Source organism: Pseudomonas peli (genome assembly GCF_900099645.1).
In the GTDB taxonomy this organism is placed as follows: domain Bacteria; phylum Pseudomonadota; class Gammaproteobacteria; order Pseudomonadales; family Pseudomonadaceae; genus Aquipseudomonas; species Aquipseudomonas peli.
In genome coordinates this window covers 1,388,593-1,406,311 of the sequence record NZ_FMTL01000001.1, presented here as the reverse complement: position 1 = coordinate 1,406,311, position 17,719 = coordinate 1,388,593, and the positions used below count along the sequence as shown (strand labels likewise).

Here is a 17,719-nt window from a genome sequence, read left to right as displayed (position 1 = left end):
CCGGTGTCCTTAGCCGTGGCGGCGTGTGCGTCAGGGTAGAAAATACTGCAGCAGGTCGTTGAGAAACAGCTGGCCTTCGCGGGTGGCGCTCAGGCGTGTCGGGTCGCTGTGCAGCAGGCCGCGCTTTTGCGCTTCGATGCGCGCTGCGGCGAGTTGGCTGAGCGGCAGGCCGGTGCGCTGAGTGAACAGTTCGCTGGCGACGCCGTCCGTGAGGCGCAGCACATTCATCAGAAATTCGAAGGGCAGCTCATCAGCACCCAGGACGCGTTCGCCGGCGCTGAAGCGTTTGCTGCGGTCTAGATAGTCTTTGGGCAGGCGGGTTTTCCAGCTACGGCTGATGCGCCCGTCCGGCTGGCTGAGTTTGGCGTGAGCGCCGGCGCCGATGCCGAGAAAATCGCCGAAGGTCCAGTAGTTCAGGTTGTGCCGCGCGGCCCTGCCGGCCTGGGCGTAGGCTGAAACTTCGTACTGCGCGTAACCTTCAGCGGCCAGCAGGGCCTGTCCGGCTTCCTGAATGTCCCAGAGAATATCGTCTTCCGGCACTTCGGGTGGCTGGTTCCAGAACACCGTGTTCGGCTCCACGGTCAGCTGATACCAGGACAGGTGCGTCGGCCCTTGAGCAATGGCGGTGCGCAGATCGCTGAGGGCATCCTCGATGGACTGATCCGGCAGGCCGTGCATCAGGTCGAGGTTGAAATTGTCGAAGCCGGCGGCGCGTGCCATATCGGCGGCATGCACCGCTTCGTCGCCGTCGTGGATTCGGCCCAAAGCGATCAGCTTGGGCGCCTGGAAACTCTGCACGCCAATCGACAGGCGATTGATGCCCAGGCGGCGATAGTCCTTGAACTTGGCCTGTTCGAAGGTACCGGGGTTGGCTTCCAGGGTGATTTCGATATCGGCGGCAAACGGCACGCGCCGCTCCACGCCTTCAAGCAGGCGACCGAGGGCTTTGGCTGAAAACAGGCTAGGCGTGCCGCCGCCAAAGAAAATCGAACTCAGCGGCCGGTTATGCGCCTGCGCCAGATCAGCATCGAGATCGGCCAGCAGGGCGTCGACGTACTCTTCCTCCGGCAGGTTGGGCCCGGCGGTGTGGGAGTTGAAGTCGCAATACGGGCACTTCTTTACGCACCAGGGAATGTGCACATAGAGTGCAAGTGGCGGCAGCGCGAAGCCACCGCCGGACGCCGTGGTCATGCCAGGCCCAGCCGCTGTTTCAGCAGGGCCATGGCGCGTGCGCGGTGGCTGATCTGGTTTTTCTCGGCCGCTGGCAGTTCGGCGCTGGAGCAGTCGCGCTCGGGCACCCAGAACAGCGGGTCATAGCCGAAGCCTTCCACGCCTTGCGCGGCGTGCAGGATGCGCCCGTGCCAGAGGCCTTCGCAGATGATCGGCAGCGGGTCGTCGGCATGCCGTACCAGCGCCAGGCAACAGACGAATTGCGCGCCGCGCTCGGCATCCGGCACATCTTTCAGAGCGTCGAGCAGCTTGGCGTTATTCGCCGCATCACCCTGGCCATCGGCGTAGCGCGCCGAGTAGATGCCCGGTGCGCCACCGAGAAAATCCACCGCCAGGCCGGAGTCATCCGCCAGCGCCGGCATGCCTGACAGGCGGGCAGCATTGCGTGCTTTCAGAATGGCGTTTTCAATAAACGATAAGCCGGTTTCTTCCGGCTCGACCATGGAGAACTCGCCGACTGAGCGCACGTGTACGCTGCTGCCGAGCATGGCCTGCAGCTCTTTGAGTTTGCCGGCGTTATGGCTGGCGAGTACAAGCTCGTTGAAAGGCATCATGTATTCAGGGCCATCATTCGTCTGGGAAGACTTCCTGGTTGAAATTAAAACTGTGCGCCACGCCATCGGCCGCGCGCACGTTGATAGTGAAGCGCAGCATTTCACGTTGGCTGAAGGTGAATTGCGCCAGGTAATAGATGGCTTCACCTTCGTTGACCTGCTTGAAGGTCAGCGGCTGGCTGCGACCGACCAGATCCTTCACTTCGCCACTGACGCTGGCGCTGCTGGCCTTGCCGGCTTTGAGTACGGAAATGTTCACCACGCCCTGGGTTTTGCTGCGCACCAGGCCATTGGCCGCGGCTATGTCCGGCTGCAGAAAGCTGGAGTTGAAGGTGATGTAGTGAACGTCGAGGTCGCCGAACGTCTGCTTGCGTTCAGCCAGCGCAGGCAGGCTCAGGCACAGGGCGATAAATAAAAGTGCGATGCGACGCATAAGGGTTCTCCAGATGGACAGCGGCCTGGGATAAGGCCGCTCAATTGGCGATTTGAACATCCTGGGCAGTAGGCCCGCTGATCCGGTAAATGCCGATTTCACCTAACAGATTAGGCCAGATCCGGCTGGCCCAGCCGTGCCGGTGGTCGCGGTCCACGGCCAGACGATCCATGACTTTTGCGCCCTGATCGTGGCACAGCTTTTCGAAGTCTTCGAAGGTGCAGAAATGGATGTTCGGCGTGTTGAACCAGGTGTACGGGAGAAAATCCGACACCGGCATGCGGCCCTTGGTGGTGAGGTACCAGCGGCAGTGCCAGTGGCCGAAGTTAGGGAAGGTGATGATGCAGGTCTTGCCGACGCGCAGCATCTCTGCCAGCACCTTGTCCGGGTAATGCAGGGCTTGCAGCGACTGGGTCATGACCACCACGTCGAAGCTGTTGCTGGCGAAGTTGCCCAGACCCTTGTCGAGGTTCTGCTCGATCACGTTGACGCCCTTGCTCACGCATTGGGCGATGTTGTCCGCATCGATTTCCAGGCCGTAGCCGCTGACCTGCTTGTGTTCGGCCAGCCAGGCGAGCAGCTCGCCATTGCCGCAACCCAGGTCAAGCACCCGGCTACCGGCGGGAATCCACTCTTGGATGATGTCGAGATCCGCGCGCATGGCTACACCTTAATCCGTTTCATATAACTGTCGAACGCCTGCAGGTAGCGCGGGATCGGCATGAGGAAGGCGTCGTGGCCCTGGGGCGCATCGATTTCCAGGTAGCAGACGTTTTTCCGCGCGGCGGTCAGGGCATCGACGATTTCCCGCGAGCGTGCCGGCGAGAAGCGCCAGTCGGTGGTGAAGGACATCACGCAGAAATCGGCGCTGACGTGGGCCAGGGTCTTGGCCAGGTCGCCATCGAAGGCTGCCGCCGGGTCGAAGTAGTCCAGCGCCTTGGTCATCAGCAGGTAGGTGTTGGCGTCAAAGCGCCCGGAGAACTCCTCGCCCTGGTAACGCAGGTAGCTTTCCACCTGGAACTCGACGCTGTGGAAGTCGTAGTTGAGCTTCTCGCTCTTCAGGCCTCGGCCGAATTTTTCGCCCATGGCGTCATCCGACAGGTAGGTGATGTGGCCGACCATGCGCGCCAGCATCAACCCGCGCTTGGGGATCACGCCCTGTTCCTGAAAGTGTCCGCCATGGAATTGCGGGTCAGTGAGGATCGCCTGGCGCGCCACTTCGTTGAAGGCGATGTTCTGTGCCGATAGCTTGGGCGCCGAGGCAATCGCCAGGCAGTGACGCACGCGCTCGGGGTAGCTGATGGTCCATTGCATGGCCTGCATACCGCCGAGGCTACCGCCGATCACCGCGGCCCACTGCTGGATGCCGAGGTTGTCGGCCAGCCGCGCCTGGCTGTGTACCCAGTCCTCCACGGTCATTACCGGGAAGTCGGCGCCGAAGGTTTTGCCGGTCGCTGGGTTGATGCTGCTCGGGCCGGTGGAGCCGTTGCAGCCGCCTAGGTTGTTCAGGCTGACGACAAAGAACTTGTTGGTGTCGATGGGTTTGCCGGGACCGATACAGCTGTCCCACCAGCCCGGTTTACGGTCTTCCGCGCTGTGATAACCGGCGGCATGGTGGTGGCCGGACAGGGCGTGGCAGATCAGCACGGCGTTGCTTGCCGTGGCATTCAGCTCGCCATAGGTTTCAAAGATTAGTTGGTAGTCGGCCAGGCCGCGCCCGCAGGCCAGCGCCAGAGGTTCTGCAAAGTGCAGCACCTGCGGGGTTACCAGGCCAACAGAGTCTTGGGGAAAGGCAGTCGACATCGACCCTGCTCGCAATAAAGGAAGAGCCGCAGTCTAAAGAGCGCCGCCCCAGGCGGCAAGCGCATGGGGCGGCAGGGGTACGGCGGATATGGCAGAGCTGAGCCGGGGCTATTCGCCGATGCTGTGCGGGCGCGCAGCTCCTGGCAGGTTGACCACCTTGCCCTGGCGCTGCACGGGGGCAGGGCGACGCAGGATGCGCAGCATGTCGTTTGCTTGCGCCAGTTGCTGCTCCAGTTCGCTGCTGTAACGCGCCAGTTGTTGGCCGCGTTGGCGCGCCTGCTGGGTTTCCTGGGCCAGGGCTTTAAGCCGCAGCATGTGGGTTTCCAGCAGCTGCTTGTGCTCCAGGGTGTGCTGCATCAGTGGCATCAGCGCATCGCTGGCCCATTGTTCGGCTTCCTGGCGCATGCGCTGGTGCAGGCCGATCACTTCCTGCACCAGGGTGGCAAAAAAGCGCTTGGTCAGGCTGCGCTGTTCGGTCAGCAGGGTTTTCAGCTGCAGGCGGAACTGGTCGGCCTTGGTCTGCTGCTGCTTGAGTTCACGCAGGTAGCGGTTGACGTTGAACTGCGGTGCGTCGACGCCGTGCAGTGGGTTCTCTTCGTTGTGCCGACGGTAGATGGCCGCGACCATCTTGTTGGCCATGTCGGCTTCCTGGGCCAGGTTGTGCAGGTCCTGCTCCATGCTGCGGAAGAAATGCAGGATGGCCTGGTTGATACCCAGGGTGGTCCAGCTGCCAGTGAGGTTCTTGCGTACCTTGTTCAGGTGTTCGTCCAGGCGCTCGCTGCGCGAGGCGTGGCGCAGCAGGTCGCCCTGACGTTTGAGCAAGCGCTGGTTGGTTTTCAGGCCAAGCAGGCGTTTATGGTGCTGGCTGTGGTCTTCCTTGGTCTTGGCGGTCAGCTCGAACAGCATCTGGCCGTTGTCGTGCTGGTGATTGCTCAGCAGCCCCTGTTGCTCGTTGACCTTTTCCAGACGCAGGTTGAGTACGTGCTGGCTGTTCTGCAGCAGCCTCAGCACCTGATTGACCACGCGGTCTTCGAGCAGGCGCTCCTTCTGCGCGATGATACGTTCGCAGAGCAGGTTTTCCAGGTTGCTCATCTGGCTGCGGGCCAGCAGTTCCGGATCCTTGCGCACCTTGGCCAGCATCGCCTGCTTGGCCGACAGCGGCAGCACGTCCTCGACGCGGATGCCGAGCTGGCGCGCGGTGCTGGTCTGAATCTGGCGGATGGCGTTCTGCACAAAGGCTTCGCCGGCCAGGTCATCCCAGAGCACGTCGATCTTGTTCAATACGGCGAACAAGCTGGTCTGGGTGTCTTCGTCGAGTTGGCGGATATGCTGCTGCCACACGGCCATGTCGCTGGCGGTCACGCCGGTATCGGCGGACAGCAGGAAGATGATCGCCTGGGCGCTAGGCAGCATCGACAAGGTCAGCTCCGGCTCACTGCCGAGGGCGTTCAGGCCTGGGGTGTCGAGGATGCGCAAACCCTGACGCAACAACGGGTGGTCGAAGTTGACCATGGCGTGACGCCAGGCCGGCACCAGCACTTCGCCGGGCTTATTGGTGCTTTCCAGCATGTCCGGGTGAAAGCCCAGGGCAATCGCCTGTTCGACCGGCATGGGTTTGGTGCGGGCGACCTGGATAAAGGCCTGAACCATGTTGTCCGGGTCGCTGAGGTCCAGCGGAATATTTACCCAGTGCCGCGGAATCCGTTTGAACTGCGCCACGCTGGCCTCGGACACGCGGGTCTCGATGGGCAGCAGGCGGATATAGGAGCGCTCCGAACGTGGGTCGAAGAACAGCTCGGTAGGGCACATGGTGGTGCGCCCAGCCTGGGACGGCAGCATGCGCTGGCCGTAGGAGGAGAAGAACAGGCTGTTGATCAGCTCGGTCTTGCCGCGTGAGAACTCGCCAACAAAGGCCAGGGTGATATGGTCAGTGCGCAACAGTTTAAGCGCGCGCTCAAGCTTGGCTTCCACGGCGTCAGAGTTGAGCCGATTGGTCAGCAGCCAGCTGCGATAGCGGGTGATTTCGCGCATCAGCTCGCGCTTCCAGGTGACGTAAGCATCGACTTGCTGACTGAGACGTTCCATGCTCATCCTGGGCTTTCCTCCGGTTGGCGCATCCATTGTGGGGCGACTGGGCTATACGGCACCCAGGTTGAATCGGGCACACATTGAACGGTGCCGCGTGGGTAACTGACGCGGCAGATAATGCTTTAAAGCCTGCGCAATTGCGCCAGATCCACGACGTTCGTGGATTGACCTGCCTGGCATTATGCGGGTCGCAGCTATGGCGTCAATCGCATGTCGTCGCCCGCCCGCCTTATGGTCGGTCAGGGTGACCGAGCGGTCAGTGCGAGTTCGGTGGGTAAACGCTGTGGTTGTTTGATGCGCACGCGCTTTTGCCGGCTTTGTTGACCGCTTTCCAGGCTGACCTGGCTTTTGCTGACTGCAAATACGCTGGCGAGGAACGCCAGCAGCTGGGCATTGGCTTTGCCATCTACAGGCGGTGCGGTAAGACGGATTTTCACCCGCTCACCGTGCAGCCCCGCGAACTCATCCTTGCTCGCCTTAGGCTGCAGGTGGCACTCGAGAATCAGGTCGGCGCCGTCCCAGCGAAAGTGGCTCATCTGGCGCTCGCGGTCAGATTGCCAAGCTCAGGCCTTTGTACATGCCAGTCATGACCGCCAAGTTGCGGATCACTAGCATGTCGATCAGGTTGAGGAGCAGGAACGCGACTATGGGCGACAGATCCAGCCCGCCCATGCTCGGCAGAATGCGGCGAATTGGCGACAGCAGCGGCTCGCAGATCTGATTGATCAGCATGGCGGTGGGGTTATGGCTGCCTTGGGCGACCCAGGACAGAATCACGCTGATGATCAGGGCGAAGAAGAACACCTTGAGGAACAGTGCAGTGACGCCAATGATTGACCACACCAGCAGCTGCAGCGGGTTCTCCAGGCCATAACCAAGGAGCATCAGGGTGAGTGCCATCAGCACGAGCTGCACCAAAATGGCCAGCACCAGCGAGGCCAGATCAAGTCCGGCGACGCTTGGAATCAACTTGCGCAGCGGTTTCAGCAGCGGATGGGTGGCGCGCACAATGAACTGGCTGAGTGGGTTGTAGAAGTCTGCACGTACCAGTTGCAGGATAAAACGCAGCAATACGATCAGCAGGTAGAGGCTGCCAATGGTCTGCAGGATGTAAACGGCGGCGGTGTTGAGTCCGATCATTTTCGTTCCTTATTGACCGAGTTGTTCGGCGAGCTCGGCAGAGCGGTGGGCGGCGGCATTCAGGGCTTTCTCGACCAAGGCCTCGAAGCCGTCAGCCTGGAAGGTCTTGATCGCAGCCTCGGTGGTGCCAGCCGGTGAAGTGACCCGGCGGCGTAGTTCGCTGGCATCAACATCGCTGGCCACAGCCATACGGGCAGCGCCGAGTGCGGTGTGCAGTGTCAGCTGGGCAGCGGTTTCGCGCGGCAGGCCGAGTTTCTCGCCCGCGGCGGTCATGGCTTCAATCAGCAGGAAGAAGTATGCCGGGCCGCTGCCGGATACGGCGGTCACAGCATCGATCTGTGCTTCCTGATCCAGCCACAGCGCCAGGCCGACGGCGCTGAGCAGCTGTTCTGCCTGTTGGCGCTGGGCCGGCGAAACCTGAGCATTGCTATACAGGCCGCTGACGCCCTGGCGCAGCAGTGCCGGCGTGTTGGGCATGCAGCGCACAATCGCGCGCGGGCCAAGCCAGTTTTCCAGGCTGGCGCAGCTGATGCCGGCGGCAATCGACACCACCAGCTGCTGTTCGCCGATATGTGCGGCGAGATCCAGGCAGACTTCTTTCATCACCTGCGGCTTGATCGACAGCACGATCACGTCCGCGCCCTGAATCGCCTCAGCGTTGCTGGCAAAGGTTTCGATGCCATGTTCGGCGCTGATCTTGTTGCGCTGTTCGGCGCCGCGGTCACTGGCGCGAATGGCGCTGGCATCAGTGCCCTGGGCGCGCAGTCCGCCGATCAGGCTGGCGGCCATATTGCCGGCGCCGATAAAGGCAATGCGAGGCGTGGTCATAACGGGCTTCCTTTTATAGCTGAAGGCAAACTCAATCAGGTTGTGCTGTAGTCACGTGCGCCGAAGAGGGCGGTGCCAATCCTCACCCAGGTTGCGCCTTCGGCGATGGCGGCTTCTAGGTCATGGCTCATGCCCATGGACAAGGTGTCGAGGTCCAGGTTCAGACCTTGCATCAGCTCGCGCAGGCGGGCGAAGGCGGCGCGTTGCTCGCTGGGGTCGTCGGTGGGCTCGGGGATTGTCATCAATCCGCGTAGGCGCAGGTTTGGCAGTTGTGTAACCGCTTGTGCCAGGGCCTGCAGCTCATCTGGGTTGCAGCCGGATTTGCTGGCCTCACCGCTAACATTCACCTGCAGGCAGATATTCAACGGCGGTAGATGCGCCGGACGTTGATCAGATAGACGCTGGGCGATTTTCAGGCGATCCACCGAATGCACCCAGGCAAAGTGCTCGGCGATGGGCTTGGTTTTGTTCGATTGGATCGGACCGATAAAGTGCCAGGTCAGCGGCAGGTCGCTCAATTCTGCCTGCTTTTCCAGGGCTTCCTGCAGGTAGTTTTCACCGAAATCGCAGGTGCCGGCTGCAAAGGCCTGGCGAATTGCTTCGGCCGGTTTGGTTTTGCTCACCGCGAGTAGGCCAACAGTCGCACAATCTCGCTGCGAGGCTTGCGCCGCCTCACGGATGCGCACTCCGACCTTTGCAATATTCTCTGCTATCGTGGACATTACTTGCGCCCGCCGCCTGGGTTTCGCGGCATTCTACCTGCTTGTCTGTCATTAGGGAGTCCCATGGATATCACTGAATTGCTGGCCTTCAGCGCCAAGCAAGGTGCATCGGACCTGCATCTCTCCGCTGGCCTGCCTCCGATGATTCGGGTCGACGGTGATGTTCGCCGGATCAATTTGCCTGCGCTGGACCATAAACAGGTGCACGCACTGATCTACGACATCATGAACGACAAGCAGCGCAAGGATTTCGAGGAGTTCCTCGAGACCGACTTCTCCTTCGAAGTACCCGGCGTGGCACGTTTCCGGGTTAACGCCTTCAACCAGAACCGTGGTTCTGGCGCGGTATTCCGGACCATTCCGTCGAAAGTGCTGAGCATGGAAGACCTCGGCATGGGCGAGATATTCCGCAAAATTTCCGATGTGCCGCGCGGCCTGGTGCTGGTAACCGGGCCAACCGGTTCGGGCAAGTCGACCACCCTGGCGGCGATGCTCGACTATATAAACAGCAACAAGTATCACCATATTCTGACGGTCGAAGACCCAATCGAATTCGTTCACGAATCGAAGAAGTGCCTGATCAACCAGCGTGAGGTGCACCGTGACACCCTCGGCTTCTCCGAAGCCCTGCGCTCGGCACTGCGGGAAGACCCGGACATCATCCTGGTCGGCGAGATGCGCGATCTGGAAACCATCCGCCTGGCCCTGACCGCCGCGGAAACCGGCCACTTGGTGTTTGGCACCCTGCACACCACCTCGGCGGCCAAGACCATCGACCGCGTGGTTGACGTATTCCCGGCCGAAGAGAAGTCCATGGTTCGTTCCATGCTCTCCGAATCGCTGCAATCGGTTATCTCGCAGACCCTGCTGAAGAAGATCGGCGGCGGTCGCGTGGCGGCTCACGAAATCATGATTGGCACCCCGGCCATCCGTAACCTGATCCGCGAGGACAAGGTGGCGCAGATGTATTCGGCCATTCAGACCGGTGGCTCGCTGGGTATGCAGACCCTGGATTCCTGCCTGAAAACGCTGGTGACCAAGGGCATCGTCAGCCGCGAAGCCGCGCGCGAAAAAGCTAAAACGCCAGAAAACTTCTAAATCGACAGTACCTGGCCGGCATTCGCCTGTCGGGTTCAGCCCAGCGGCCATTCACGCGCCTGCCGCTGGTCTTGCATAACCGCGTGATGCACATGGGCGAACAACGATGGAATTCGAAAAACTGCTGCGCCTGATGGTGGAAAAGGGCGGCTCTGACCTGTTTATTACCGCTGGCGTACCGCCGTCGATGAAGGTCAACGGCAAGATTATGCCGATCACCAAGACGCCCATGTCGCCAGAGCAGACGCGTGAAACCGTGCATGCGGTGATGAATGAGCAGCAGCGCCGCGATTTTACCGAGAACCATGAGTGCAACTTTGCCATCAGCGCCCGTGGCGTCGGCCGCTTCCGCGTAAGTGCGTTTTATCAACGTAACCTGGCGGGGATGGTACTGCGTCGTATCGAGACCAATATCCCGACGCTGGACGAGTTGAAACTGCCGGAAATCCTCAAGAAATTGGCCCTGACCAAACGTGGCCTGGTGTTGTTTGTTGGTGCGACCGGTACCGGTAAATCGACCTCGCTGGCGGCAATGATCGGCTATCGCAACAAGAACAGCAGTGGCCACATCATTTCCATTGAAGACCCAATTGAATACATCCACCAGCACCAGAGCTGCATCGTCACTCAGCGTGAGGTGGGCATCGACACAGAATCCTTTGAAGTGGCGTTGAAGAACACCCTGCGCCAGGCGCCGGACGTGATTCTCATCGGTGAGGTGCGTACCCGCGAAACCATGGACCATGCCGTGGCCTTCGCCGAGACAGGGCACTTGTGTCTGGCTACGCTGCACGCCAACAACGCCAACCAGGCGCTTGATCGCATCATCAACTTCTTCCCCTCCGACCGGCAGAACCAGGTGTGGATGGACCTGTCGCTCAACCTCAAGGCCATCGTCGCCCAGCAACTGATCCCAACCCCGGACGGCAAAGGCCGCCGCGCAGTGATTGAGGTATTGATCAACACCCCGCTGGCGGCCGACCTGATCCGCAAGGGTGAGGTGCACGAGCTCAAGGCGCTGATGAAACGCTCCACCGAGCAGGGCATGCAGACCTTCGACCAGGCGCTGTATAACCTCTACAGCCAGGGCGAAATCACCTACGAAGATGCGCTGCTGTATGCGGATTCGGCCAACGACCTGCGCTTGATGATCAAGCTCGGTTCGGAAACGGATGGCGATCACCTGAGCAGCATGGCGCAGGGTTTGTCACTGGAAGTCAGTCAGGACGATCCAGGTCGTCGTTTTCGTTGATTGGCGGCGGTTTCGCGTTGGGGTGATGAATGCGTTTTCCACCCTGTCGCGCGACGGTTTCGGCTTGGCCATCACGCTGTGCGCCGGCGCGGGCCTGGCTCATCAGTTGCGGAATCAGCGGGCCTTCCGGGAGGTTTCTCCAGAAACGCACCGGCATGCTGGTTTCCAGTGCGCTGCGGTTGAGCCGCGCAGGGTTGAACGTGCTGCCGTAATACGCCAGCCACAGGGCTTCCCCCGTATCCTCGGGCGTTTGCGCCATGCGTTGCCACTCACTCGGGCAGGGTCGCTGGTAATGTAGGCGCTGGCCATCCCAATACACACCGTCATCCGGTGTGGCAATCAACCAGCGGGTGCGCCCGAGGCGCTCGGCAAAGTGCCCACTGGCACTGGCCAGGATGTCATGGGCCGGTTCATGCCAGGCCACTAGCTGTGGGCCTTCGGCGTCTTCGGGGCGCGGATGAAAACGCAGAAAGGCATGCAGGTGGTGGGCTTCGCGGCGCACCGCTTTTAGCCGTTTATGCAGCTGGCTGCCATCGATGTCCCCCGGCAGCATGGCTGCGCGATCCCCCATAGCGACCCGCCAGAGAATCCGGTAGAGAAGGCTCCAGCGGTCCTCGACACGAAAGTGTGCGGCGCTTTGCAGCAGCTCCAGCAGCTGCTTGGGGATCCGCGGTGCAGGGTTTGTCACCGTAGACGTGAGGCTTATCGGTGCTTGGTCAAACAACCCACCGCTGTCGTTGTTGCCCAACCACGTGATCTGATGCGGCGGTATACCGTGCTGCACCAGGTTTCTGGCAACCTCGCGCCAACCGGCAAAGCTGCCGTCGAATGAGGCGTGATGCATTACCACAGCGCCATCTGTGCCGGGGTTTCGCTGAGCTGCTGGCGCAGCAGCAGGGATTCGCGGCTGGCCTGCAGGGGGCGATAATCCTGGGTGACGATAAAGGGCTTGGCCTTTTCCAGGGCGCAGCGCAGGCGCGTCAGGTCTTCAAAGCGGATGCGCTTCTGCCGGCGCAGGGCGACCAAGCGTTTCGCACTGAGCACGCCGATTCCCGGCACGCGAGCGATCATTGCCGGTTCGGCGCGATTGAGGTCGACGGGGAAGTGCTCACGGTTGTTCAGCGCCCAGGCCAGTTTAGGGTCGATATCCAGCGCCAGGTTGCCAGGGCCGCTGAGCAACTCACCCACCTCGAATCCGTAGCCGCGCAGCAGGAAGTCGGCTTGATACAGGCGGTGCTCGCGTAACAAGGGCGGCGCTTCGAAGGGCACCGTGTTCGGGCTCTGCGGGATCGGGCTGAATGCTGAGTAATACACCCGGCGCAGGCGGAAGTTGCCGTAGAGCGATGCGGCAGTGTGCAGAATGGTGCTGTCGTCGGTGGCATCGGCACCAATGATCATCTGTGTGCTCTGCCCGGCCGGGGCGAAACGCGGTGCGCGCTTTTCCGCGCGCGCTTCGCTCTCGCCCTGGTGGATAGAGTGCATGGCCTGCTTGATGGTGCGCACCTGCTTTTCCGGGGCCAGGCGAATCAGGCTGCTTTCGGTGGGCAGTTCGATATTCACGCTAAGGCGGTCGGCATAACGCCCTGCTTCGGCAATCAAAAGCGGGTCGGCGTCGGGAATGGTCTTGAGGTGGATATAGCCGCGAAATTCGTGCTCTTCACGCAGCAGTTTGGCCACACGGACCAGTTGCTCCATGGTGTAGTCGGCCGAACGGATAATCCCCGAGCTGAGAAACAGCCCGCTGATGCAATTGCGTTTGTAGAAGTCGAGGGTCAGGGTCACCACTTCTTCTGGGGTAAATCGCGCGCGCGGTACGTCGCTGGAGCGTCGGTTTACGCAGTACTGGCAGTCATACAGGCAGAAATTGGTCAGCAGGATCTTCAACAGCGCCACGCAGCGTCCATCTGGGGTGAAGCTGTGGCAGATGCCCATGCCATTGGTCGAGCCGATGCCGCTTTTGCCTTTTGAACTGCGGTTGGGTGCGCCGCTGCTGGCGCAAGACGCGTCGTATTTGGCGGCGTCGGCAAGTACCGTGAGTTTTTCGATCAGCTGCATGATGATGCCTGCTTAACTGTTTATGCATACAGTATTTAGCAATCTTCAGCAGGCATCAAGCGTTGGGATGACTGAACGTACCGTGGATTTCCCAGGGCAGCGAACCTTGCGTAGAGTGTGGCGTCAAAGTGATACCAGCCATCAGGAGGCACACCTATGCAGCGACAGGACACGCACAGCAAACTTATCGGCTATCTGCTGTGGATTTTCGGTTTTCTCGGCGCGCACCGTTTCTATTACGGCAAGCCAGTAACCGGAACCATCTGGTTCTTCACCTTCGGCCTGCTGTTTATTGGCTGGATCGTCGACCTGTTTCTGATTCCGGCGATGGATCGCGAGGCTGATCTGCGCTTTACCGCCGGCGATACTGATTACAACGTCGCCTGGATCTTGCTGACTTTCCTCGGCATCTTCGGTGTGCACCGCATGTACCAAGGCAAGTGGATCACCGGGATCATTTACCTGTTTACGGGTGGTTTGTTCCTGCTTGGTGTGCTGTATGACTTCTGGACGCTGAACTCCCAGGTGTCGATCAAGAACGCTGAGCGCAGTTAAGGTTCAGGCTAGAAAAAGCCCGCCTATTGGCGGGCTTTTTTGTGGCATGAGGCATCACGCCTGGTAGCTGATATGCCCGTCTACCAGGGTGTAGCGCACGGCGCTGGGCAGGCAGTGACCGATAAACGGGCAATTAGCACCTTTCGAATACCAGCTCTCCCCAGCCAGCGTCGAGGCTAGAGGATCAAGCAGCAGCAGGTCGGCGGGAGCGCCCACGCTCAATTTGCCAGCCGGCAGACGCAGCGCTTGCGCCGGGCCACTGCTCAGGCGAGCGAGCAGGGTGGGCAGGTCAAGCAGGCCATCTTGCACCAGGCTCATGGCCAGCGGCAGTAACAGTTGCACGCTGCTGATGCCGGGTTCAGTGGCACCGAAGGGTGCCAGCTTGGCGTCGCGCTCATGCGGCTGATGGTGGCTGGAAATGGCCGAGATCACCCCGCTTTTCACGGCGGCGCGCAGGCCATCGCGGTCGGCAGCGGTACGCAGCGGCGGCTGTACGTGGTACAGGCTGGAGAAGTCGCTGAGCGCTTCATCGGTGAGGATCAGCTGGTACAAGGCTACGTCGGCCGTAACCGGCAGGCCACGGGCCTGAGCGTCAGCGATCAGCTGTGCGCCACGCGCGCTGGTCAGCTGGCTGAAGTGCGCACGTACGCCGGTTTGCTCGACCAGCAGCAGGTCGCGGGCCAGGGCCACGGTTTCGGCGCTTTCCGGAATGCCCGGCAGGCCGAGGAAGCTCGCGGTGGCGCCTTCATGGGCGAGGCCGCCTTCAGCCAGGTCATGATCCTGAGAATGGAAGATCACCGTCAGGTCGAAGGTGGCGGCGTATTCCAGGGCGCGGCGCAGGGTACGGTTATTGCGGAAACTGTCCAGGCCATTGCCGAAGGCCACGCAGCCGGCGTCGCGCAGGGCTACCAGTTCGGCCAGTTGCTCGCCTTCCAGGCCTTTGCTCAGTGCGCCAATTGGGAACACCTTGGTGTGCCCGGCTTCGCGGGCGCGGTCGAGAATCAGCTCGGCCACGGCTGGGGTATCCAGCACTGGCTTGGTAAATGGTGGGCAGCACAGGCTGGTGACGCCGCCGGCGGCTGCGGCCAGGGTTTCCGTGGCGATGCTGCCTTTGCGGCTATAGCCAGGCTCGCGCAGGGCGACGTTGAGGTCGACCAGGCCAGGTGCGGCAACGAGGCCTTGGGCGTCGATGCTCTGCTCGGCGACGAAGCCGGCAGGAATCTGGCCGATGGCGAGAATCTTGCCGCTTTCGATATAGATATCGGCTTGTTGATCGAAGCCGCTGCTGGGGTCTATTACCCGGGCTCCGAGGATACGCATACGCATCAGTTCTGTTCCTCGGCATCTTGATTGAGTTGGCGCTGGGCGTTTTGCCCGCTCATGGTCATGGACAGCACGGCCATGCGGATGGCAATGCCGTAGGTAACCTGGTTGAGAATCACCGATTGCGGGCCGTCGGCCACCGCCGATTCGATTTCCACGCCGCGGTTGATCGGTCCCGGGTGCATCACCAGGGCGTCCGGTTTGGCCAGCTTGAGGCGCTCTTCGGTAAGGCCGAACAGGCGGTAGAACTCGCCTTCGCTGGGCAGCAGGCCGCCGGTCATGCGTTCACGTTGCAGGCGCAGCATGATCACCACGTCGACGTCTTTGAGGCCAGCGGCGAGGTCGCTGTAAACGGTCACGCCGTATTGCTCGATACCGACCGGCAATAGGGTTTTCGGCGCGATCACGCGGATATCCGGGCAACCCAGGGTCTTCAGCGCGAGCATATTCGAGCGTGCCACCCGTGAGTGCAGGATATCGCCGACGATCGCCACCGAGAGATTCTCGAAGCTGCCCTTGTGCCGGCGGATGGTCAGCATGTCGAGCATGCCTTGGGTCGGGTGGGCGTGACGGCCGTCGCCGCCGTTGATGATCGCCAGGTTCGGGCACACATGCTCGGCGATAAAGTGCGCTGCGCCGGAATCAGCATGGCGCACGACGAAGATGTCGGCGGCCATGGCTTCGAGGTTGCGCAGAGTGTCGAACAGCGTTTCGCCCTTGCTGGTTGAACTGGTCGATACGTTGAGGCTGATCACGTCGGCTGACAGGCGCTGGGCCGCCAGTTCGAAAGTGGTGCGGGTGCGTGTGGAGTTCTCGAAGAACACATTGCACACGGTTTTGCCGCGCAGCAGCGGGACCTTTTTTACCGCGCGCGCGCCGACCTCGAGGAAAGAGTCGGCGGTGTCGAGGATTTCCGTCAGCAGCTCGCGGGGCAGGCCATCGAGGGACAGGAAGTGGCGCAGTTGGCCTTGGTCATTCAGTTGCAGCGGGCGCTTGGCGGCTATGGTCGTCATCTGGCGAGTCTCAGTGGGCAAGCGTCTGGAGTTCGAGGGTCAGCGGCGTGGGGCCGGACAATTTTACCCGCTGGTCGCCTTCCAGCGACAGGGTGGCACCGACCACGTCCGGACGAATCGGCAGCTCGCGGGCATTCAGGTCAAGCAGGCTGACCAGGGTCACGCTGGCCGGGCGGCCATAATCGAACAATTCATTTAGTGCGGCGCGGATGGTGCGGCCGCTCATCAGTACGTCGTCGATCAGCACCAGGTGCTGGCCTTCGATTTCGAACGGCAGCTCGGACGGCTGCACTTGCGGGTGCAGGCCGTTCTGGGTGAAGTCGTCACGGTAGAAGGACACATCGAGAATGCCCAGCGCATCGTCGCGGCCCAAGGCTTCGAGCAGTGCCTGAGCAACCCAAACGCCGCCGGTACGGATGCCAATAAAGCGCGGTTCACTGATCCGCCGCTGATTCAGGTGGCTGGTCAGGGCGGCGGCCATTTGCGGTAGCAGTTCGGCCGGGTTGGGTAAGCTCATGGCAACACTCCAGGTACAAACTAAGTGGGCGTTAGCCCAGGCAATTTTCTTCGAGCCAGCCTTGCAGCAGCAGGGCGGCGGCCAGGGCATCGACCGGGCGTTCGCGGTAACCGCTGTTCTGTCCCTGCTGCAGGCGCTGGCCCTTGGCCTCGTAGGTGGTCAGGCGTTCGTCGTGGGTGTGCACGGGCAGATTGAAGCGGCCGTTAAGGCGGCGGGCGAATTTCTCGGCACGGTCGCTCATTTCGCTTTTCGTGCCGTCCATGTTCAGTGGCAGGCCAACGACGATGGCGTCCGGCTGCCATTCCTTGATCAGCGCTTCGACTTTCTGCCAGTCCGGCACGCCGTTCTGCGCCTTGAGGATGCACAGCTCACGGGCCTGGCCGGTGATCACCTGGCCGACCGCAACGCCAATCTGTTTACTGCCGTAATCGAAGCCCAGCAGCAGGCGCAGCGGTTTTGTATTCGCCTCGGCCATCAGGCGTGCCCGGCTTGTGAGGTAAGTAGGCTGAGATTGACGCCCAGGCGTGCGGCCGCGGCGTTCAGACGCTGGTCGAAGGGCAGGTCGAAGAGGATGGCGTTGTCGGCCGGACAGGTCAGCCAGGCGTTGTCCGCCAGTTCGGCTTCCAGCTGTCCAGCCTCCCAGCCGGCATAACCGAGGGTGATCAGGTATTTCTCCGGGCCGGTGCCATCGGCAATGGCGAACAACACGTCCTGCGATGTCGACAGGCCCAGCTCGCCCAACTCCAAGGTTGCCTGAAACTGCGGACCGCTAGGGTGTAGAACAAAGCCGCGATCGGTCTGCACCGGGCCACCGCTAAAGATCGGCAGGCTCTGGCAGAGCACGTGCGGCTCGTCATCCGGGCGCAGCTGTTCGAGTACGTCAGCCAGGTTGAGGCCGTTGGGCTTGTTGATCACCAGGCCCATGGCGCCGAACTCGTTGTGGTCGATCAGGTAGGTGACGGTCTGCGCGAAATGCGGATCGGCCATGTGCGGCATGGCGATCAGGAAGTGGTGCTTGAGGTAGCTGGGGCTGGCGTCTTTCATGGGCGTTAGTTTCAGGCTTCAGGCCATTGGCTTCAAGCGCGACGCGGCATCGCTGGGTAAAAGT

20 protein-coding genes are annotated in these 17,719 nt (G+C 61.3%); 3 read left to right on the top strand and 17 right to left on the bottom strand.

Annotation, left to right across the window (positions count from 1 at the left end):
* Nucleotides 1-30: 30 nt before the first annotated feature.
* The 10 genes from hemW to BLO50_RS06675 all read right to left on the bottom strand — a co-directional run bounded on the left by hemW (nucleotide 31) and on the right by BLO50_RS06675 (nucleotide 8,798).
* A complete protein-coding gene (hemW, locus tag BLO50_RS06720) occupies nucleotides 31-1,191 on the bottom strand; it encodes a radical SAM family heme chaperone HemW (RefSeq protein WP_090250145.1) in 1,161 nt (386 codons plus the stop codon).
* Nucleotides 1,188-1,784 (bottom strand): RdgB/HAM1 family non-canonical purine NTP pyrophosphatase, encoded by a 597-nt coding sequence (gene rdgB / locus BLO50_RS06715; RefSeq protein ID WP_090250142.1) that lies wholly within the window; start codon nucleotides 1,782-1,784, stop codon nucleotides 1,188-1,190. The genes hemW and rdgB overlap by 4 nt, the downstream gene beginning before the upstream one ends.
* A 13-nt stretch (nucleotides 1,785-1,797) precedes the next feature.
* Nucleotides 1,798-2,217 carry a DUF4426 domain-containing protein gene (locus tag BLO50_RS06710; RefSeq protein WP_090250138.1) on the bottom strand — a complete coding sequence of 140 codons (420 nt, stop codon included), beginning with the start codon at nucleotides 2,215-2,217 and terminating at the stop codon, nucleotides 1,798-1,800.
* Between the two features lie 40 nt (nucleotides 2,218-2,257).
* The gene (gene metW, locus BLO50_RS06705) at nucleotides 2,258-2,878 is read right to left on the bottom strand and encodes a methionine biosynthesis protein MetW (RefSeq protein ID WP_090250134.1); all 621 of its coding nucleotides are present in this window, start codon (nucleotides 2,876-2,878) and stop codon (nucleotides 2,258-2,260) included.
* A 2-nt stretch (nucleotides 2,879-2,880) separates the two neighbouring features.
* Nucleotides 2,881-4,020 carry a homoserine O-succinyltransferase MetX gene (gene metX, locus BLO50_RS06700; RefSeq protein ID WP_090250132.1) on the bottom strand — a complete coding sequence of 380 codons (1,140 nt, stop codon included), beginning with the start codon at nucleotides 4,018-4,020 and terminating at the stop codon, nucleotides 2,881-2,883.
* A gap of 108 nt (nucleotides 4,021-4,128) precedes the next feature.
* A complete protein-coding gene (locus BLO50_RS06695) occupies nucleotides 4,129-6,111 on the bottom strand; it encodes a dynamin-like GTPase family protein (RefSeq protein WP_090250129.1) in 1,983 nt (660 codons plus the stop codon).
* A gap of 236 nt (nucleotides 6,112-6,347) precedes the next feature.
* Nucleotides 6,348-6,644 (bottom strand): DUF167 domain-containing protein, encoded by a 297-nt coding sequence (locus tag BLO50_RS06690; protein WP_090250127.1) that lies wholly within the window; start codon nucleotides 6,642-6,644, stop codon nucleotides 6,348-6,350.
* A gap of 13 nt (nucleotides 6,645-6,657) precedes the next feature.
* Entirely contained in the window at nucleotides 6,658-7,248 is a 591-nt protein-coding gene (locus BLO50_RS06685) for a YggT family protein (protein ID WP_090250125.1), read from the bottom strand.
* 9 nt (nucleotides 7,249-7,257) lie between these two features.
* Nucleotides 7,258-8,076 (bottom strand): pyrroline-5-carboxylate reductase, encoded by an 819-nt coding sequence (gene proC / locus BLO50_RS06680; protein ID WP_090250121.1) that lies wholly within the window; start codon nucleotides 8,074-8,076, stop codon nucleotides 7,258-7,260.
* Between the two features lie 35 nt (nucleotides 8,077-8,111).
* Nucleotides 8,112-8,798, bottom strand: a complete 687-nt coding sequence (locus BLO50_RS06675) for a YggS family pyridoxal phosphate-dependent enzyme (RefSeq protein WP_090250118.1) — start codon at nucleotides 8,796-8,798, stop codon at nucleotides 8,112-8,114.
* Between the two features lie 63 nt (nucleotides 8,799-8,861).
* Here BLO50_RS06675 and BLO50_RS06670 point away from each other — a divergent pair, with 63 nt between their 5' ends.
* Nucleotides 8,862-9,896, top strand: a complete 1,035-nt coding sequence (locus BLO50_RS06670) for a type IV pilus twitching motility protein PilT (RefSeq protein WP_090250115.1) — start codon at nucleotides 8,862-8,864, stop codon at nucleotides 9,894-9,896.
* 106 nt (nucleotides 9,897-10,002) lie between these two features.
* Complete coding sequence (locus BLO50_RS06665) at nucleotides 10,003-11,148, top strand: PilT/PilU family type 4a pilus ATPase (protein ID WP_090250113.1); 1,146 nt, start codon at nucleotides 10,003-10,005, stop codon at nucleotides 11,146-11,148.
* On the opposite strand, the gene BLO50_RS06660 is transcribed toward BLO50_RS06665, so the two are convergent.
* Together BLO50_RS06660 and BLO50_RS06655 are read right to left on the bottom strand one after the other, a co-directional pair.
* Nucleotides 11,114-11,992, bottom strand: coding sequence for a TIGR03915 family putative DNA repair protein (locus tag BLO50_RS06660; RefSeq protein ID WP_090250110.1), 879 nt, complete (start codon nucleotides 11,990-11,992; stop codon nucleotides 11,114-11,116). The genes BLO50_RS06665 and BLO50_RS06660 overlap by 35 nt on opposite strands.
* On the bottom strand, nucleotides 11,992-13,203 hold the full coding sequence (locus BLO50_RS06655) for a putative DNA modification/repair radical SAM protein (protein ID WP_090250108.1): 1,212 nt from the start codon (nucleotides 13,201-13,203) through the stop codon (nucleotides 11,992-11,994). The genes BLO50_RS06660 and BLO50_RS06655 overlap by 1 nt, the downstream gene beginning before the upstream one ends.
* A 156-nt stretch (nucleotides 13,204-13,359) precedes the next feature.
* On the opposite strand from BLO50_RS06655, the gene BLO50_RS06650 reads away from it, so the two are divergent.
* A complete protein-coding gene (locus BLO50_RS06650) occupies nucleotides 13,360-13,758 on the top strand; it encodes an NINE protein (RefSeq protein WP_090250106.1) in 399 nt (132 codons plus the stop codon).
* Nucleotides 13,759-13,812: 54 nt separating this feature from the next.
* Here BLO50_RS06650 and BLO50_RS06645 read toward each other — a convergent pair whose 3' ends face one another.
* The 5 genes from BLO50_RS06645 to BLO50_RS06625 are packed head-to-tail and all read right to left on the bottom strand — an operon-like array spanning nucleotide 13,813 to nucleotide 17,655.
* Entirely contained in the window at nucleotides 13,813-15,084 is a 1,272-nt protein-coding gene (locus BLO50_RS06645; protein WP_090250103.1) for a dihydroorotase, read from the bottom strand.
* Nucleotides 15,084-16,094, bottom strand: a complete 1,011-nt coding sequence (locus BLO50_RS06640; RefSeq protein WP_090250101.1) for an aspartate carbamoyltransferase catalytic subunit — start codon at nucleotides 16,092-16,094, stop codon at nucleotides 15,084-15,086. The genes BLO50_RS06645 and BLO50_RS06640 overlap by 1 nt, the downstream gene beginning before the upstream one ends.
* 10 nt (nucleotides 16,095-16,104) lie before the next feature.
* Nucleotides 16,105-16,611: a bifunctional pyr operon transcriptional regulator/uracil phosphoribosyltransferase PyrR gene (gene pyrR, locus BLO50_RS06635; RefSeq protein ID WP_090250099.1), complete on the bottom strand. Its 507-nt coding sequence runs from the start codon at nucleotides 16,609-16,611 to the stop codon at nucleotides 16,105-16,107.
* A 31-nt stretch (nucleotides 16,612-16,642) separates the two neighbouring features.
* Nucleotides 16,643-17,086 (bottom strand): Holliday junction resolvase RuvX, encoded by a 444-nt coding sequence (gene ruvX / locus BLO50_RS06630; protein ID WP_090250097.1) that lies wholly within the window; start codon nucleotides 17,084-17,086, stop codon nucleotides 16,643-16,645.
* A complete protein-coding gene (locus BLO50_RS06625; RefSeq protein WP_090250094.1) occupies nucleotides 17,086-17,655 on the bottom strand; it encodes a YqgE/AlgH family protein in 570 nt (189 codons plus the stop codon). Before BLO50_RS06625 ends, ruvX begins: the two co-directional genes overlap by 1 nt.
* Nucleotides 17,656-17,719: the final 64 nt, after the last annotated feature.

What these genes read in the sequence shown, in the direction of transcription:
- BLO50_RS06685 (WP_090250125.1), bottom strand. Translation starts at nt 7,248, where the DNA reads ATGATCGGACTCAACACCGCCGCCGTTTACATCCTGCAGACCATTGGC.
- metX (WP_090250132.1), bottom strand. Translation starts at nt 4,020, where the DNA reads ATGTCGACTGCCTTTCCCCAAGACTCTGTTGGCCTGGTAACCCCGCAG.
- BLO50_RS06665 (WP_090250113.1), top strand. Translation starts at nt 10,003, where the DNA reads ATGGAATTCGAAAAACTGCTGCGCCTGATGGTGGAAAAGGGCGGCTCT.
- pyrR (WP_090250099.1), bottom strand. Translation starts at nt 16,611, where the DNA reads ATGAGCTTACCCAACCCGGCCGAACTGCTACCGCAAATGGCCGCCGCC.
- ruvX (WP_090250097.1), bottom strand. Translation starts at nt 17,086, where the DNA reads ATGGCCGAGGCGAATACAAAACCGCTGCGCCTGCTGCTGGGCTTCGAT.
- BLO50_RS06670 (WP_090250115.1), top strand. Translation starts at nt 8,862, where the DNA reads ATGGATATCACTGAATTGCTGGCCTTCAGCGCCAAGCAAGGTGCATCG.
- BLO50_RS06655 (WP_090250108.1), bottom strand. Translation starts at nt 13,203, where the DNA reads ATGCAGCTGATCGAAAAACTCACGGTACTTGCCGACGCCGCCAAATAC.
- proC (WP_090250121.1), bottom strand. Translation starts at nt 8,076, where the DNA reads ATGACCACGCCTCGCATTGCCTTTATCGGCGCCGGCAATATGGCCGCC.
- BLO50_RS06660 (WP_090250110.1), bottom strand. Translation starts at nt 11,992, where the DNA reads ATGCATCACGCCTCATTCGACGGCAGCTTTGCCGGTTGGCGCGAGGTT.
- rdgB (WP_090250142.1), bottom strand. Translation starts at nt 1,784, where the DNA reads ATGATGCCTTTCAACGAGCTTGTACTCGCCAGCCATAACGCCGGCAAA.
- BLO50_RS06625 (WP_090250094.1), bottom strand. Translation starts at nt 17,655, where the DNA reads ATGAAAGACGCCAGCCCCAGCTACCTCAAGCACCACTTCCTGATCGCC.
- BLO50_RS06650 (WP_090250106.1), top strand. Translation starts at nt 13,360, where the DNA reads ATGCAGCGACAGGACACGCACAGCAAACTTATCGGCTATCTGCTGTGG.
- metW (WP_090250134.1), bottom strand. Translation starts at nt 2,878, where the DNA reads ATGCGCGCGGATCTCGACATCATCCAAGAGTGGATTCCCGCCGGTAGC.
- BLO50_RS06690 (WP_090250127.1), bottom strand. Translation starts at nt 6,644, where the DNA reads ATGAGCCACTTTCGCTGGGACGGCGCCGACCTGATTCTCGAGTGCCAC.
- BLO50_RS06675 (WP_090250118.1), bottom strand. Translation starts at nt 8,798, where the DNA reads ATGTCCACGATAGCAGAGAATATTGCAAAGGTCGGAGTGCGCATCCGT.
- BLO50_RS06640 (WP_090250101.1), bottom strand. Translation starts at nt 16,094, where the DNA reads ATGACGACCATAGCCGCCAAGCGCCCGCTGCAACTGAATGACCAAGGC.
- BLO50_RS06710 (WP_090250138.1), bottom strand. Translation starts at nt 2,217, where the DNA reads ATGCGTCGCATCGCACTTTTATTTATCGCCCTGTGCCTGAGCCTGCCT.
- BLO50_RS06645 (WP_090250103.1), bottom strand. Translation starts at nt 15,084, where the DNA reads ATGCGTATGCGTATCCTCGGAGCCCGGGTAATAGACCCCAGCAGCGGC.
- BLO50_RS06695 (WP_090250129.1), bottom strand. Translation starts at nt 6,111, where the DNA reads ATGAGCATGGAACGTCTCAGTCAGCAAGTCGATGCTTACGTCACCTGG.
- hemW (WP_090250145.1), bottom strand. Translation starts at nt 1,191, where the DNA reads ATGACCACGGCGTCCGGCGGTGGCTTCGCGCTGCCGCCACTTGCACTC.